Source organism: Polymorphospora sp. NPDC050346, from assembly GCF_040655695.1.
In the GTDB taxonomy this organism is placed as follows: Bacteria; Actinomycetota; Actinomycetes; order Mycobacteriales; family Micromonosporaceae; genus Polymorphospora; species Polymorphospora lycopeni.
Genome location: NZ_JBFAKM010000021.1, coordinates 106,719 through 123,142 on the forward strand (window position 1 = coordinate 106,719; position 16,424 = coordinate 123,142).

The 16,424-nt window shown below is 71.6% G+C and carries 13 protein-coding genes; 6 read left to right on the forward strand and 7 right to left on the reverse strand.

The window, feature by feature from the left end:
- Window positions 1-282: 282 nt before the first annotated feature.
- From AB0I42_RS21905 to AB0I42_RS21925, 5 genes are all read left to right on the forward strand, one after another.
- Window positions 283-1,221 carry a hypothetical protein gene (locus tag AB0I42_RS21905; protein ID WP_357539403.1) on the forward strand — a complete coding sequence of 313 codons (939 nt, stop codon included), beginning with the start codon at window positions 283-285 and terminating at the stop codon, window positions 1,219-1,221.
- Window positions 1,218-1,997: a sulfotransferase gene (locus AB0I42_RS21910; protein ID WP_357539404.1), complete on the forward strand. Its 780-nt coding sequence runs from the start codon at window positions 1,218-1,220 to the stop codon at window positions 1,995-1,997. Before AB0I42_RS21905 ends, AB0I42_RS21910 begins: the two co-directional genes overlap by 4 nt.
- Entirely contained in the window at window positions 1,994-3,484 is a 1,491-nt protein-coding gene (locus tag AB0I42_RS21915) for a hypothetical protein (protein ID WP_357539405.1), read from the forward strand. The genes AB0I42_RS21910 and AB0I42_RS21915 overlap by 4 nt, the downstream gene beginning before the upstream one ends.
- A gap of 214 nt (window positions 3,485-3,698) precedes the next feature.
- Window positions 3,699-5,591: a CocE/NonD family hydrolase gene (locus AB0I42_RS21920; protein ID WP_357539406.1), complete on the forward strand. Its 1,893-nt coding sequence runs from the start codon at window positions 3,699-3,701 to the stop codon at window positions 5,589-5,591.
- A 439-nt stretch (window positions 5,592-6,030) separates the two neighbouring features.
- Complete coding sequence (locus AB0I42_RS21925) at window positions 6,031-6,897, forward strand: helix-turn-helix transcriptional regulator (RefSeq protein WP_357539407.1); 867 nt, start codon at window positions 6,031-6,033, stop codon at window positions 6,895-6,897.
- Window positions 6,898-6,959: 62 nt separating this feature from the next.
- On the opposite strand, the gene AB0I42_RS21930 is transcribed toward AB0I42_RS21925, so the two are convergent.
- The 4 genes from AB0I42_RS21930 to AB0I42_RS21945 all read right to left on the reverse strand — a co-directional run bounded on the left by AB0I42_RS21930 (window position 6,960) and on the right by AB0I42_RS21945 (window position 11,316).
- The gene (locus tag AB0I42_RS21930) at window positions 6,960-7,532 is read right to left on the reverse strand and encodes a TlpA disulfide reductase family protein (protein ID WP_357539408.1); all 573 of its coding nucleotides are present in this window, start codon (window positions 7,530-7,532) and stop codon (window positions 6,960-6,962) included.
- Entirely contained in the window at window positions 7,529-7,990 is a 462-nt protein-coding gene (locus AB0I42_RS21935) for a hypothetical protein (RefSeq protein WP_357539409.1), read from the reverse strand. Before AB0I42_RS21935 ends, AB0I42_RS21930 begins: the two co-directional genes overlap by 4 nt.
- A 133-nt stretch (window positions 7,991-8,123) precedes the next feature.
- Window positions 8,124-10,115 (reverse strand): M6 family metalloprotease domain-containing protein, encoded by a 1,992-nt coding sequence (locus tag AB0I42_RS21940; protein WP_357539411.1) that lies wholly within the window; start codon window positions 10,113-10,115, stop codon window positions 8,124-8,126.
- Window positions 10,116-10,377: 262 nt separating this feature from the next.
- On the reverse strand, window positions 10,378-11,316 hold the full coding sequence (locus AB0I42_RS21945; RefSeq protein WP_357539413.1) for a dihydrodipicolinate synthase family protein: 939 nt from the start codon (window positions 11,314-11,316) through the stop codon (window positions 10,378-10,380).
- A gap of 205 nt (window positions 11,317-11,521) precedes the next feature.
- Between AB0I42_RS21945 and AB0I42_RS21950 the strand changes: the two genes are divergently transcribed.
- Window positions 11,522-12,754: a helix-turn-helix domain-containing protein gene (locus tag AB0I42_RS21950; protein ID WP_357539415.1), complete on the forward strand. Its 1,233-nt coding sequence runs from the start codon at window positions 11,522-11,524 to the stop codon at window positions 12,752-12,754.
- 34 nt (window positions 12,755-12,788) lie between these two features.
- Here the strand turns inward: AB0I42_RS21950 and AB0I42_RS21955 are convergent, their stop codons facing one another.
- The 3 genes from AB0I42_RS21955 to AB0I42_RS21965 all read right to left on the reverse strand — a co-directional run bounded on the left by AB0I42_RS21955 (window position 12,789) and on the right by AB0I42_RS21965 (window position 16,421).
- A complete protein-coding gene (locus tag AB0I42_RS21955) occupies window positions 12,789-13,628 on the reverse strand; it encodes a sulfotransferase (protein ID WP_357539417.1) in 840 nt (279 codons plus the stop codon).
- 79 nt (window positions 13,629-13,707) lie between these two features.
- Window positions 13,708-15,249: a flippase gene (locus tag AB0I42_RS21960; RefSeq protein WP_357539419.1), complete on the reverse strand. Its 1,542-nt coding sequence runs from the start codon at window positions 15,247-15,249 to the stop codon at window positions 13,708-13,710.
- A complete protein-coding gene (locus AB0I42_RS21965) occupies window positions 15,246-16,421 on the reverse strand; it encodes a Wzz/FepE/Etk N-terminal domain-containing protein (RefSeq protein WP_357539421.1) in 1,176 nt (391 codons plus the stop codon). The genes AB0I42_RS21960 and AB0I42_RS21965 overlap by 4 nt, the downstream gene beginning before the upstream one ends.
- Between the last annotated feature and the right edge of the window lie 3 nt (window positions 16,422-16,424).

Below are 16,424 nucleotides of genomic sequence, written 5' to 3' on the forward strand. Positions count from 1 at the left end.
GGTCCGGCGCGTGGGCGCCGGTCCGGGCGCCGACTTGGAGCCTCACGCTATTCAGGGCCGCCCGGTCAGTCCAGTTCATGATCTTCAACTGACTGAACGGATGATCCCTGAATGCCCGTTAGTTCCGTGGCCTGGCCTGTGGCCGGATCGTGTGTATAGCCTGGCACGGCCCGACCTCGCCCGGACCGGCTGTCGGGGCTGGTGGCACCGGCGGCGGAGGCGACCGACGGACGGCGGAGAGGGCATCCGGCGGAGGCGGCATCCGACGGCGGAGGAGGAACGGTGGCCGACGACGAACCCTCGGCGCTGGCATACACGGCGCGGCGGATCGCCCGGCATGTCCACTGGGCGCGGACCGAGGGCATCGGCCGGCTCATCGAGGAGGACCGGCTCAACCCGGTCGAACGGCTGCGCACCGGCCTGGGCAAGGCCCGCTGGCGGCTGCGGCACCGGGTGGCGCCCGGCACGGCGGTGCCGGTCTACCTCGTCGGACTGCAACGCTCCGGCACGAACATGCTGGTCCGCGGCCTCGACAACGCGCCGGAGTTCGAGGTCCGCAACGAGAACGACCGGCGGGTCTTCCACCGCTTCCAGTTGCGCGCGGACGAGGTGCTGACCGCCGTGGTCCGCCGCAGCCGGCACGCGTACGTGCTGGTCAAGCCGCTGTGCGAGACGCACCGGGTGGACGAGTTGCTGGCCCTGCCCGGGCTCGCCCCGGGCCGGGCGCTGTGGATGTGGCGCGACGTCGACGACCGGGCCCGCTCCGAGGTCGCCAAGTTCGGCGACGCCAACCTGCGGGCGCTGCGGGCCATCGCCGACGGCACCATCGGCGGGCGCTGGCAGGGGCAGCGGCTGGACGCGGCGACGTACGAGCTGATCCACGGCTTCGACCACGCGCGGATGGACCCGCACACCGCCGCCGCCCTGTTCTGGTACGTCCGCAACGACCTGTTCTTCCGGCTCGGCCTGCACACCCGCGCCGACGTGCTGCTGTGCGGCTACGACGCGCTGGTCACCGATCCGGCCGGCCAGATCCGCCGGCTGTGCGACTTCCTCGACTTCCCGTACCGGCCGGCGCTGTCCGCCCACGTCGAGCGGCGGACCCCGCGCCGCGACCGGCTACCGATCGACCCCCGGGTGCGCGACCTGTGCGACCGGCTGACCGAACGCCTGGTCGCGGCCGGCGGCCCCGTGGCGGCGAAAACTGGAGGCGCTACGTGACCGAGCCGACCCCGTCCACCGCGCCGATCTTCCTGGTCGGCTGCCAGCGGTCGGGCACCACGATGCTGCGGCTGGTGCTCGATTCGCACTCGCGCATCAGTTGCGGCCCGGAGACCCGGTTCCTGACCGACCTCGAACGCGTCGTCGGCCGGGACTGGGAGCGGCTGGCCCGCTTCGGCTTCTCCCAGGACGACTGGCTGCGCCGGATCGCCGACTTCTTCGGCGGCATCCACCACGACTACGCCGCCGGGCGGGGCAAGGCCCGCTGGGCGGACAAGACCCCGCTGTACGCGATGTCGCTGCCGTTCGTCACGAAGGTCTTCCCGGACGCGCAGATCGTGCACGTGATCCGCGACGGCCGCGACGTGGTGGTGTCGCACCGCAAGCGGTTCGGCTACTGGTCGGCGGTGAAGTGCGTCGTGAAGTGGCCGCGTTACATCCACACCGCCCGCGCCGCCGGCCGGGAACTGCCCGCCGACCGCTACCACGAACTGCGCTACGAGGACGCGGTCAACGAGCCGGAGAAGACGATGCGGGCGCTGTTCGAGTTCCTCGGCGAGCCGTGGGAACCCGACGTGCTGGAGTACGGCGACAAGCAGCACGACGTGGCCGCGAAGTACACGGTGGAGGCGGACAGGCGGCGGGCGGCGGCGAAGACCGACGCGCCGATCTACGGCTCGCGGGTGGGCACGTACCGCCGGGAACTGGACCCGCTGCTGCGGCTGCTGGTCTTCGTCTTCTCCCGGTCCACACTGCGTGAGCTGGGGTACCGGTGACGCGGGCGCGGGCGAACCGGCGGCGGCGGTCGGCCCTGGTCGCCGGGCTGGTCGCGGTCGTGCTGGCGGCCTCGGTGGGGTGTACGGCCGACGAGCCGGATCCGGCGCCGCCGCCCGGCCCGGAGCCGACCGGCAGCGCACCGGCCCCGTCCGGCGGGCCGCCGCTGGTGGTGCCGGAGGGCACCAACCCGTTCGGGGCGCACTGGGACTGGTCGCGCTACGACCAGTTCACGCCCTACCTGCGCAAGATCTCCGGATCGGCGACCTATCACGAGCTGACCTGGTGCGCGATGGAGAAGACCAAGGGGCAGGTGGACTGGGCCGCGGTCGACCGGGTGGCGCAGCGCAGCCGCGACCTGGGCATCACGCTCAACCTGAAGATCCGCACCGGGGTCTGCTGGGCGACCGGCGGCACCGCCCAGCACACCCGTGGCCAGGCCAACAAGACCGAGTCGGCGATGCCGCTCGACATGGCCACCTACCAGGCTTTCGTCCGCTCGGTCGTGGAGCGCTACACGCCGTACGGGGTGACGCAGTTCGCGGTGGAGAACGAGGTCAACGCACCGCAGTACTGGTCGGGCACGCCGGAGGACTACGTCACGCTGGTGCGGGCCGCCGCCGAGGCGATCCACGCGGCCGCCCCGCAGGCGAAGGTGGTCGACTCGGGCATCAGCAGTGTCGCGTACGGGTTCGGGGTGGTCGACCGGCTGGTCAGGGCCGGTGACACCGACGCGGCGATCCGCGCGTACGGGGCGTACTTCGCCCGCCGGATCGGCACCCGGGGCCAGAAGATCCCCGAGGTACGCAACGCGGCCGCCCTGGACCGGGCGCTGGCCAACGAGGCCAACGCCCGCAACGTCGCCTTCCTGGCCGCCACCGAGCGGCTGCTCGACGAGGGCGTGGTCCAGGTCCGCCAGGTGCACTACTACGAGCATCCGGGCGGGGTGTCGGCGCTGCTCGACTACCTGCGCGCCGAGAATCCGGCCGGGGTGCCGATGGAGGCGTGGGAGGTCGGCCAGTTCTGGCGGGACGGCGACGGTGACGCGGCCAGCCGGGCCGGTGAGATGACCAAGGTGGTGACCGCGCTGCTGGCCGGCGGGATCCGGCAGGTGATGTGGCTGCCGCTGGCCTACAACCCGAACAACCGGGCCGGCTCCGAGGTGCGGTACGGGTTGCTCGACCCGGACGGCGCCGAGCGGGAGGCCGGCCGGATCATGGAGGTTCTGGTGGCCGCCTCGCGGGGCGCGACCGTCACCGCCGTGAGCCGGGACGCGGTGACCGGGGTGGCGTTCGAGCGGGCCGGGGCGACCACGCTGGTCCTCTGGTCGCCGGCCGGAACGTCGGCCAGCCTGCCGGCGACGCCGGGGCTGCGGGCCGGCCCGGCCGGCGCGACCGCCACAGATGCCACCGATACTTCCATCTCGGACAATCCGATCATCGTCCAGGGTGACCGGACGGCCGAACAGATCCTCGCCACCCTGCGCTGATCCACGACGACCCGCGCCACGACGGCCGGCCCGCACCCGCGGGCCGGCCGTCGCACATTACCGGCGAGTTGCCCACGCGTTACCCACACGACGACCCTCGACCGCCTCCGCGCCACGTCGAAGACCTGGCTGGGCAGGTTCCGACAAGTGCATATGGTTCGATCGGCGAACCGGCCCATAACCTGCACGCACCTCGGGACCTCAAGGAGTGCGCATGGGTCGGACACATAGATCATGGCGGGTGGGCGTGGCGGCGGTCGCCACGACCGCGCTCGCCGTACTCGGCGCGGCGCCGAACGCGCTCGCCGTGGACACGCCGGAGATCGTCGTCGCCGACGGGGTCACCCAGCCCGTCTTCGGCTACGGCGACGCGATCCGGGAACGGCTCTTCATCGATTCCACCTTCGACAGTGACGGCGACGGGCTGCGGGACATCATCGCGTTCGACGTGATGCGTCCGAAGGCGACCGAGGACGGGCTCAAGGTGCCCGTCATCATGGACGCCAGCCCGTACTACACCACGCTGGGCCGGGGCAACGAGTCCGAGCGCAAGGTCGACCTGGACGGCGACGGGCTGCTCGACAAGTGGCCGCTGTGGTACGACAACTACTTCGTGCCGCGCGGCTACGCGGTGATCCTGCTCGACATGGTCGGCACCGGTAACTCGACCGGCTGCCCCACGACCAACGCCAACGAGGACAACCTCAGCGCGAAGCAGGCGATCAACTGGCTCAACGGCCGGGCCACCGCCCGCAACGCCGCCGGTGAGGTCGTCAAGGCGGACTGGCACAACGGCAAGTCCGGCATGATCGGCAAGTCGTACGACGGCTCGCTGGCGATGGCCACCGCCGTCACCGGCGTCAAGGGCCTGACCACGATCGTGCCGATCGGCGGCCCGTCGGAGTACTACGACTACACCCGTAGCAACGGCGTGATCACTCGGGGCAACAACTACCCGTCGTCGCTGGCGAACACGGTCACCAACCCGGAGCGCCGGGAGTACTGCAAGCCGGTCCGCGACCGGCTGGCCATCGAGGACGGCGACGAGCACGGCGACTACACCGCCTTCTGGAACGAGCGCAGCTACGTCAAGAAGGTCAAGAACCAGACCGCCAGCGTGTTCCTCATCCACGGCACCAACGACGACAACGTCCGCGCCGACCACTTCAGCAAGTACTGGTACGCGCTGACCGAGTACGACATCCCGCGCAAGCTGTGGCTGAACCAGACCGGGCACATCGACCCGTTCGACTTCCGCCGGGCCGAGTGGGTGTCGACCCTGCACCGCTGGTTCGACTTCTGGCTCTACGACATCCAGAACGGCATCATGGACGAGCCGCGGGCCGACGTGGAGCGCTCCGCCAACGTGTTCGCGACGTACGCCGACTGGCCGGTCCCGGGCATGAACGACACCGAGGTGTTCTTCCAGCCGGGCACCGGCGGTGCCGGCGGCCTCGGCCTGGTGCCGGTGGCGAAGCCGACGACGCTGTCCTGGCAGGACAGCCCGACGCAGAGCCAGAACGCCATGATCAACACCCCGGACGTGCCCAGCCCGAACAAGCTGGCGTTCCTGTCCGAGCCGCTGACCGCGCCGCTGCACATCTCCGGCACGCCGCGGCTGAAGATCCGGGCCACCGCCGACAAGACCAGCACCCACTTCGGCGTGATCCTGGTCGACTACGGCACCGACGAGCGGGTCCACCACCGTGGTGGCAACGACGGCATCATCACCCTGACCACCGAGGACTGCTGGGGCGAGAGCAGCGCCGTCGACGACGCCTGCTACAAGCACACGCAGACCCGGGTCTGGACCGCCGACCAGGAGCTGGTCACCAAGGGCGTCCACGACGCCAAGAACCGCCAGTCGATCCGCAACGCGGTGCCGCTGGTGCCGGGACAGGCGTACAACTACGACTTCCCGCTGCTGCCGGAGGACTACGTCTTCAAGCCGGGCCACCGGATCGGCGTGATCGTGGTCGGCAGCTACCCGCAGTACTCCAGCCAGGCTGACCAGAACCGGGCGAACATCGACCTGGCGCTGAAGACCAGCCGGATCGTCCTGCCCATCGTGGGCGGTACGGCCGCGGCCCACGCCGCGGGGCTCTGATACCGGGTCCGGGCGCCGGAGACCTCCCTGGCGCCCGGACCCATGCAAGCACGTCGCGGGCCAGTGCCAGCCCGCGGCGCGGCCCCCGGGAGACGACCTGACGCGTCCTCCCGGGGGCCGGTCCCTTTTCCACCTCGCATTCCGCCGGATCACCGGGAGCATTTTTGGCTCCCTTACTCGAAATGCGAACGGCGGCTCCGCCGGACGAACCACGATTCGAGTCGGGGCACCGATTCACCCGTACGCGAACTCGCCAGCGGCTCACCCCTCGTGCTAAACAATGCATGCCCATTCGTTTTCCCCGGTTCGCCCCCGGGCCCGATCTCCGCACACTCCGCCCGTCACGGCGGAACGCACCGAAACCGCGATGGCCAGATTCCAGGCGATGAACGTTTGGAACAACGGCACCGATTGTGTTTCGTAGCGCGGAGAGGTTGACATGCCGTTCAAAGAGCCCGTGAAGAAGACCCTGCGTGCCCAGTGGCTGGGCATCCAGTTGCGGGACCTGCGCGTCGAGCGCGGAATGACCCTGCAGGAGGCCGCGAGCTACCTGCGGTACGACTACAGCTCGCTCGGCCGGTTCGAACGGGCCGAGCTGCCCTTCAAGCACGACGACGTGGTCGCCCTGCTCGACCTGTACGGCGTCTTCGACGCCCAGGACCGGGCCCGGCTGCGGCAGCTCTGCACCGAGACCTGGCGCAGCGACCAGTGGGACGTCGACTTCTCCGACGCGGTCTACGACAGCACGTTCGTCGACTACCTGTGGCTGGAGGAGAACGCCACCGAGATCCGCCTCTTCGACGCCGCGATGCTGCACGTGTTGCTGCAGACCCGCGCGTACGCCGAGGCGTCGGTCCGCCTGGTCGAGGGTCCGCGGGTGCCCTCCGAGCGGGTCGCCCGCTTCGTCGACAAGCGGATGGAGCGGCAACGGGTGCTCCAGGAGGGCCGGGCCCGGCTGTCGGTCGTGATCGACGACGCGGTGCTGCGGCGGTCGTTCGGCGACGCCGGCCTGCTGCGCGAGCAGCTCGTCCACCTGGGCCGGCTGGCCCGCGAGCGGGACGTCGAGATCCGGGTGCTGCCGCCGGACGCCAACCTGCGCCCCCGGACGTTCGGCGCGTTCACCCTGTTCGAGATGCCGGACCCCTACCCGGAGGTGGCCTACCTGGAGAATCTCGCCGGCCGGTTCTACCTGGAGGCGCCGCGCAGCCAGCGGTTCGCGCACGCGTACGACCAGCTCTGCGCGGCCGCGCTCGACCCGGCCGAGTCGCTGAAACTGATCGCCGCGATGGTCGGTGACCGGTCCTGAGACGGCGACCGCCCGCGACCGGCTGTCCGTCGTGGACGACCGGTCGCGGGCGGGCGGCGGGTTCAGCCGAGGACGTGCTCCTTGAGCTGCGTGTCGAGGGCGGCGGCGTCGATGCCGCCGGGCCAGCCGCGCAGCAGCCGGCCGTCCTTGCTGAGGATGATGACGGCGGGAGGTTCGCGCACCGCGTACGCCCGCCAGACGTTCATCGAATCGTCCAGCACGACCGGGTATTCGACCTTGTGGGTGCGCAGGTATTCGTCGAGCGGGTCGGCCTCGTCCTCGCCGGCCACCCCGAGGAACACCACCCGGTCCTGGTAGGTGCGGGCCAGTTCGCTCATCGCGTCCTGCCGGTCGGCGCAGATGGTGCACCACGAGCTGAAGAAGGTGAGCACGACGGGCCGGTCGGCCCACAGGGTGCTCACGTCGATGTCGGCGCCGTCGGTGAGGGTGGCCGAGAAGCGGGGCGCGGTGGGCGCCTCGGTGGCCGGCGGCTTCAGGGCGAGGCCGGCCGGGGCCGGGCCGGGCAGCGTGTGCGCTCCTCCGGCCACCTTGTCGGGGGTGTCGTCGCCGCCGGTGCAGGCGCCCAGGGCGAGGGCGGCGGCGACCAGGATCGCGGGCAGCAGCCTCTTCCTCACGGGATCACCGCCACCAGGGACGGGCCGCCCTCGGGGTTGTCCCGGTCGGTCGTCAGGGCGATCGGTGGCCGGTCGTCGATGACGAGCTGGTACGCGTCCCGCTTGGGCACGGTGACCGGTACGGCGAACTCGCAGAACGTGGGCACCCGGGGCACCTCCAGGTCTTCCTCGAACGCCGCGATGGAGGTGCCGGTCGGCAGCTCCCCGCTGGCGAGTTCCGCGCCGTCGCCGTCGACGAGGCGGTACGGCGCGGTGCGGTGCACGAACAGGTAGGCGCCGCTGCCGGCGCAGTCCACCCCGATCTCGCGCAGGTTGAACTCCCGGACGAGCAGGCGGATGGTCATCGGGTCGCCGTCCTCCGCCGGATCCGATCCGGTGCAGCCGGCGGTGACGCCACCGGCCAGCAGCAGCGGGAGCAGCGTGGCCGCCAGCCGGCGGCCGCGGTGCTGTCGAGTCATTGATCCTCCCGGATCGAACGGATCGGACGGATCGGACGGCCCGATCGCCCTGAACAGTCTGCCCTCGGAATGGGAGGGGGGTCTCCGGTGGTGGTGCGCCACCGGAGACCCCCAGTTGCCGCGCTGGGTCAGATCACTTCTCGACCCGGCACTGCTTGGTGAGGGTCTTGGTCGGGTCGCTCACCGAGGTGGCGGTGAGCTTCACGAACCCGGTGTCCGCCGCGTTGGCAGCGGCACCGACCGACACGTTCACCGTGGTGGACTGGCCGAACTTGGCGGTCGCCAGCTCGTTCGGCAGGGAGACGCGCCAGCCGCGACCGGCGACCTCCGCCGACAGGCGGTAGACGTCGGACTTGGTGTAGGCGTTGACGTTCTCCGGGTGGGCCTGGCCACCGGCGGACCAGCTACCGGTGTTGGTCAGGTCGAACGAGCAGGTCACACCGCGGTTGGTGGGCTTGCTGTTCGGGGTGGTGACGGTGCCCTTGGACAGGTTGACACCGTGGGTGCTCGGACCGCCGGTGCCGTCGAGCGACTTCACCGCGACCGTGTACTTCAGCACGCCGTCCTTGTCGCGCTTGAGGTCGAGGACGAAGAACTGCAGCCGGTTCGCCTCGTCGACGTACTCGAACTCACTGCCGGAGTTGGTGCCGGCGTGGAAGAGGGCGTCGGAGAGCTGCCGGTAGTCACCGATGGTGATCTTCTGCGGGGTGCCGTCCGGCTTGTAGAAGTCGATCATGTCGATGTCCTGCGGGTTCGCGTCGACGACCCACTGGAACGGCGCGCTGTCCTGGTTCTTGGTCTTGCTCAGCAGCACACCGCTGTCCGGGGTGAACGAGTCGGCACCCATCCGGTCGACGACCTCGACGGTGTAGTTGTTGAAGTTGCCGCCGTCGCACAGCGGGTTGCTGGCAACGGTGCAGGCCGGCGACATGTCCCGGTTCATCGCGATGTTGATACCGGTCAGGCCGTTCGGACCCGCCTCGACGGCACGCGCGGTGATCTCGGCGACCACGAGGCCCGAGGAGGCCAGGGCCTCACGGGACAGCCGCAGCACGTTCTCCTCGCCGATCAGACCGATCTTCATCTTGTCGCGCAGCGTGTGCAGCGAGCCCATCGCGCCGCCGTTGACCGGCGGGATCTGCCAACGGGTGTGCGGACCGCCCGGACCGTTGAACGACCCGCGCGACATCATGCTCCAGATGCCGGTGTACGCCCGGCGCATCGGGGAGCCGTACGGGTTGTTGTAGTTGTCACCGATGGTGAGCAGGTGGCTCAGCTCGTGGGCGTAGACACCCATGCCGGAGCTCTCGGCCTGGGTCGAGGAGCCGCCGCCGGCGTTCGGCCAGATTCCGGCCGCCGCCTTCCACGAGGTCCACTCGACGTAGCGGGTACGCGCGTAGTTCGGCATGTTGGGGTCCGGCGGGCCCCACGCGTCCGGCACGTCCTCCTTGGTCTGGAACATCATCTCGCCGAATTCCTGCCAGGTGGCCGACTCGTCCTGGCCCGCGCCGAGGATGAAGATCAGCTCGAACTGGCTGGCGGCCTCCTCACCGATGGCCGCGCGCCAGAGGCCCAGACCGTCGGTACGGATGTTCCGGCTGCAGGTCTCCCCGCTCGGGCACATACCCGGGTTCATGCTGTTGTCGATACCGTAGTGGTACGACTTGTGCGGCAGCGTGTACGGACCGAACGAGGTCAGGTCCACGCCGTAGCGGCCGCCCGAGTCCTCCATCCAGTACTCGTGCAGCGTGTGGCCCTTGTTCAGGGTGTTCGGCGTGTTCAGGAAGTCCTTGTAGAACGTCGCCACCTGGTCCCGCGGGATGTTGGCGGCGGTCGACTGCGGGTTGCCGAAGATAGACGACCGGGCCCGCTGCGTGATCACGAACGGCTGGTCCACGTAGTCCAGTGTCACCAGCGCGATGTTGAAGTTACGGACCGAGCCCCGAACGTTCGGGTCGGCCCAGTTGGTGTTCGGCACCGCCCTGTAGTCGTTCCACGTCATGGCGTCTGGGTTCTGCCAGTTCTGCGGATCGATTACCCCGAACGGCGCGTTGCTGCCGGCCGGGTTCCCCGGCGCGGCGGCGGCCGGCGTGGTCGCCACGGAGGCGACCAGCGCGGTGGCCACCGCGGCAACCATCACCGACCGTCGCACGCGCGGTCGCTTGGCGTTGACAAGGTGCATCAAGTCACCTCTCGTTGAGGGTGGAACGACGCGCGACCTTGGGGGTCAAGAGCTGAAACGCGCGCCGTGCCGGGAATCTATGAGGCAGGCGACACGCCCGTCACCGTGCAGATGTCGGCAGGTGAACGGAGGACTTCCGACACCTGAAGGAGCTTGTTCACAGCCCGCTGACCAGCCTCCCGGCCCCCGTAGCGGCGGTCATGGATCAGTCGGCGACGGCGGCCAGGGCCCGCTCGACGTCCCGGCGCAGCCGGTTCGCGTCGACGGCCGGCAACGGCACCCGCGGCGGGCGGCACGGCCCCCCGTACCGGCCGGCGACCTCCATCGTGCACTTCAGCGCCTGCACCGACTCCGGTCGCGAGTTCCAGCTCAGCAGGGGATACAGCGTGGCGTAGAGGGCCGCGGCGCCGGTCGGGTCGCCGCCGGCGAAGCGGCGGTAGAGGCAGACCGTCTGGCGGGGCAGGGCGTTGGGCAGCCCACCGATCCAGCCGGCGGCCCCGAAGACCACGAGTTCGCGGACCAGGTCGTCGACGCCGGCCAGCACGTCGACGTGCGGGCAGAGCACCCGGATGCGGTGCAACCGCCGTACGTCGCCGCTCGCCTCCTGCACCGCGGCCAGCCCGTCGATCTCGGCGACGGTGGCCATCAGCTCCGGGGTCAGGTCGACCGCGGTCTCGCCGGGGTCGTTGTACGCCACCACCGGCAGCCCGGCGGCCGCGATCTCGCGGTAGTGGGCGACGACCTCCGCCGGGCGGGCCCGGTAGCCGGTCGGCGGCAGCGCCAGCACCGCGTCCGCACCGGCCCGGGCCGCCTGCTCCGCCCAGTGTGCCGACTGGTGGCTGCCGTACCCGCTGACGTTGGCGAGCACCGACCGGTCGGACGGCGCCGCCTCCACGACGGCACGCAGCACGTCGGCGCGTTCCCCGTCGGTCAGGGTCTGGTACTCCCCCGGCGGACCGGCCACGGCGAACCCGTCGCAGCCCTCGGTGGCCAGCCACCGCACGTGCTCCTGGAGCCGGTCGAAGTCGACCCGCAGGTCGGCGGTGAACGGCGTAACGAGGGCCGTTACGACACCGCGCCACGGCCGGTCGCCGTCCACGCCGTCGATGCCGTCCACGTCGGCCAACCCGGTCGCACCGGTCATCCCATTCCTCCCGCGCGGTCCAGTCCTGGCCGGCCGGACACCGTCAGGTACGCCGAACGGTAGAGACTGCTGTCACACCGGTCATCGGACAGATGCTGAGAGACACAGCGGGCCGGACAGAACTTCTGTCGGGTCGAGGACTTGCGCCGGGACAAGATCAGCGAAATGTTAAACGTCTGAACTTGGCACGAACGCGGGGAGCTGGATGCTGGCCGAGCTGCAAACCATCGTCGACGGACTCGCCGCGCGCGTCGGCCGGCCGGCGCTGATCGAGGACCGGCGCCAGCGGGTGGTGGTCTACAGCGAACACGCCGAGCCGATGGACACCGTACGCCGGGCCTCGATCCTGCGGCGGCAGACGACGCCGGAGGTGATCGCCTGGTTCCGGCAGGCCGGCGTGCTCCAGTCCCGGACCCCGGTCCGTACCCCGGCCTGCCCGGAACTCGACCTGCTCCCCCGGGTCTGCCTGCCGATCTGCCACGACGACCTGCTGTTGGGCTTCGTGTGGTTCATCGACGCCGAGGGCACGATGACCGACGACGACATCAAGCTGGCCAGCGAGGCGACCGCCGACCTGTCGCTGGCGCTCTACCGGGAGAACCTGCTCGGCGAGCTCGCCTCGCAGCGGGAGACCGAGGCGGCCCGGACGCTGCTCGTCGACGCGCCCACGTCACGCGCCCACGCCGTACGGGCGCTGCTGGAGGAGGGCGTGATCGCCGCCGACGGGCCGACCACCGCCCTGGTGGCGCACCTGGTCACCCCGGGCGGGCAGCCGCCCGACGAGGTCGGCCGGATCGCCCTGGAACAGGCGCTGGTGCACACCCGCCGGTGGATCGGCACCCGGGCCGCCCTGCACCTGATCCGGCACGACCACGGCGTGCTGCTGATGTGCGGGGCGAACGGTGCCGGCCGCCCCGCGCCGGAGGCCGCCGCCACCCACCTCGACGAGGCGCTGCAGAACACCACCCGGGGGCTCGCCTCGATCACCCGTACGGTCGTCGGCATCGGACAGACCTACGACGAGCTGGCCGAAGGGCTCGGCTCGTACGACGAGGCGTTGCAGTCGGCCCGGGTCGGTGTGCAGCTCTCCGCGCTGGGCCGCATCGTCGCCTGGTCCAACCTGGGGATCTACCGGGTGCTGACCCGCCTCGGCGACCAGCACCTGGACGTCGGCGGGGTGCATCCCGGCCTGGAGCGGCTGCTGCGCGACGAGACCAACCAGGTGCTGCTGGAGACCCTGGAGGCCTATCTGGACCTGGCCGGCAACGCGCACGCCACGGCGGAGCGGCTCCGGCTGCACCGCACCACGCTCTACTACCGCCTGCAGCGGGTGGAGCAGCTCGCCGAGACCGACCTGAAGGACGGCAACGAACGGCTCTGCCTCCACCTGGCGTTGAAGCTCGGCCGGCTGACCGGCGACTACCAGCCGGCCCGCTGACGTCACACCTGGTGACCGGCGGCCGGGCCGCCGGTCACCAGGTCGACGACCAGCCGAGAAGGTCGGCGAGTCGGGCGTTGTGCGGCGCGAAGTGCCCGGCCAACTCGGCGCGGACCGCGTCGGTGAGGCCGGACTCGCCACGGTCGACACGGCGGGTGTGCCGGGCGAACCCGTCCGGCGTGTACGGGTCGAGGTCGAGGAACCGCAGCACGTCGGCGTAGACGCGGACCGGCTCGGCGTAGAGGTCCTCGCTGCGCAGCACCAGCACCCGTTCCCGGGGTACCGCCGCGAACCACCGTTCGAGCTGTTCGGCGTAGCGGCCCCGGGCGGCGTACGAGTGGTTGCGCAGCGCGGCGTGCGCCGTACGGCTGTCCGGGCCGGCGCGCAGCGCCGCCGCCAGCCGGTCCGGTTCGGCGGCCAGTGCGGCGGCGAAGTCCAGCGGCTCGGCGCCGTACGAGCGGGTGTGCAGGTAGTGCGAGTAGGCCCGCTCGACCGGGTCGCGCAGCAGGGCGACGAACCGGGCTTCGGGCAGGGCCGCGGCGACCCGGGCCGGCACCTCCGGGTGGAAGAGGTAGTAGGGGCTGGCCTCGAAGGTGCGCTCGCCGGGGCCGGTGCGCGGGAAGTGGGCCCGGTACCAGCGGGTGCCGCGCCGGTGGTGCAGGGTGAAGTACTGCAACTCCTTGCCGGTGCCGGTGCGGATTCGCGGGTGTGCGGCGAGGTAGTGGTAGAGCGAGGTGGTGCCGCAGCGCTGGCCGCCGATGACGAGGAAGTCGGGCAGCGCGCCGACCGCCCCGGGCACCGCCGCCCGCGCGTACGCCCGCGCCCCCCGCACCCCCCGCCGCGCGAGGTCCACGAGGCCGCGCCGCGCCGTCACGCCCTCCCTCCCGCGATCTTGCACTTGTCGCCCGACAAAGTGGACATAAGGGGGAGATATCTGCAAGATCGCGAGGAACTCACGCGGTGGCCTCCTTGCGGCGGCGGCGGATCAGGGTACGCAGCACCATGACGTCCTCCCGGCTGAGCCCGAGGGCGAGAACCACCCCGAGGTAGGTCACCACGACGGCGGCGAGCCCGACGACGAGCTGGACCGGGCCGCCGGGCAGCAGCCACCGCACGACGAGCCCGGCCAGCAGGGCGGCCACCCCGGCGGCCAGCCCCTTCGCCATGCCCGTGGTGAACGGCAGGGCCTGGATCAGACCGCGTACCTGGATCACCCGGGCGATGTTGACCGCGGCCAGCGAGGCCGCCCACGAGGCGGCCGCGCCGACGATGCCGTACGCCGGGATGAGCCAGATGTTGAGTCCGATGTTGAGGACCAGGGCGGCGAGGTTGTCGTACATGTTGACGGCCACCCGGCCGGACATGTTCAGCAGCGTGCCGCACGGGCCGGTGGCGGCGTTCACCAGCTGCCCGGCGGCGAGGATCATGGTGACGGCGGCACCGGTGGTGAAGTCGCCGCCGAAGATGCGCAGCAGGTCGGTCGGGAAGACCAGCAGCGCGACGAACGCCGGCAGCGACAGCCGGACGATCCAGCCGGTGACCGCGCCGTAGCTGCGCCGTACGTCGTCGAGGCGGCCCTGGTGGTAGAGGTAGGCGATGTACGGCCCGAACGCCGCGTTGATCGGCGCGAGCACGAAGATGGCGACGGTGACCAGCCGGGTCGCGACGTTGTAGACGCCGATCTCGTCGCTGCCGAAGAAGCCGAGCAGCAGCGTGTCGACCCAGATCAGGCCGGTCGACGACAGCGACGACACCCAGCTCACCGTGGAGAAGCTGAACAGTTGCCGGGGCCGGTAGGCCGGTTCGGCGGGCGCCACCTTGCGCAGCATCCTGGCCAGCGCCAGCACCGCGAGCGCGGCGGCCGACCAGGCGGCGCCGACCAGCGCCCAGAAGGCGCCGACCACCCCGCCGCCGAGCACGAGGGCGAGGGCGGTGAGCGCCAGCCGGGCGCCCGGCTCGTAGATCTGGCCGATCAGCGTGTACGGCCGCTGCGTACGCCAGCCCCGGGTGGCGGCGAGCGCCGCCTCGCAGATGGTCAGCGCGGGCAGGGTGAGCGCGACCAGCCGCAGCGGGGTGGTGAGTTCCGGGTCGTTGAGCATCCGGGCCAGCCAGGGCGCGGTGGCGGCGAGCCCGACGGCGATCACCGTCGACGACACCGTCGAGATGCCCAGCCCGAGCCGGATCGTGCCGCGGATGGTGGCCGGGTCGTCGTCGGCGAGGTGTACGGCGACGAAGCGGGTCAGCCCGGCCCGGAAGCCGGACAGCGACAGCAGCCCGAGCAGGGACAGCATGGCGTAGCCCTGGGCGTAGCGGCCGACCTCGGTCATGCCGAGACTACGGGCCAGCAGCAGCATGATCAGGAAGACCGCGCCCTGGCTGAGGAGCGCGCCGACCAGGTTGAGGCTGCCGCCCCGGGCGATGCCGCGGATGTGCCGGTCGCCGGAGTCGGCCGGGTCGTTCGGGGTGCCCGTCGGGGCGGCCGGGGCGGCGGTCACCGGTTCGGTCCGCGCCGGCCCGGTGGGGTGGTGCCGGCCGAGCCGATGGCGGGCAGGGTGACGGTGTCGTCGTCGGCGACCGGCCGGCGGGCGCCGGGTACGGCGGGTCCCTCGGTCTTGCCGAGCGGTACCGACCGCAGCGGGCCGCCGGCGACGCGGCCGGTGGCCGGCCGGGCCGCGCCGGCCTCCGGTTCGCCGGCGGGGGCGGTCGCCGGGGTGGCCGCGGCGGGAGCCGGCGTGGTGCGCTGGCGGGAGAGCAGCTCCAGCAGGGCGACCAGGACGACCGCGACGAGCAGGCCGGCCGCGCCGACCGGCAGGGCGGTGCCGACCAGGCCGCGCATCCGCGACACCGGGGCGGCCTCGCTGATGCTGGTCGCCTGGGCCGGGTCGGCGGCCTGGAGTTGGGCGTTGGCGCCCTGCAGCGCCTCGCGGGCCCGGGCCAGGGCGCTGGTCGCGGCGTCCCGCTGCGCCAGCAGTGCCTGGTAGTCCGGCAGCTTCGGGCCGATCTCGTCGAGCCGCTTCTGCCCGGCGGCGATGGCCGACGCGGCCGCGCTGGCCCCCCGACCGTTGCCGACCGCCTGCATGGAGAGCTGCTGCTGCCGGAGGGTGGCCAGCTCGTTGAGGGTGGACTGGTAGATCTTGTCCGGCTGGGAGACCTTGTTCTCCTTCTCCCACTCGGTGATCGCGGTCGTCGCCGCGGCGACGTCGGCCCGGGCCGCCTCGACCTGCTGGGTGGCGATCGCGACCTGGGAGGAGAAGAGGAACGTCAGGGCCCGCCGGGTGGTCGACTCCAGCACCGGTACGACGGTCGCCCGGTTCGGCGCGGTGTAGGACAGCTCGAGCTGGCTGCTCGCGCCGACCTGGTCGACGGCGATGCCGTCGCGCAGGGCCGCCGGCCGTACGCCGGTGTCGGCCGAGACCTGCTCGACGACCCGGGGCGAGGTGGCGGCCGCGGCGAACGAGGCCACGAACTGGTTGGCGGCCTGGGTGCCGGTGTACTGCTGGGCGGCGCTGCCGCCGACGAGCGCGGGCGCCGCGACGTAGGCGGTGCCGACGTACTGCTGCGGGGCGAGCAGCACGATGGCCGCCGCCGCCCCGGTCGCGACCACCGGTACGGCGACCAGGATCCACAGCCGCCGACGGGCCACCCGCAGGTAGTCGACGATCTCCACGCT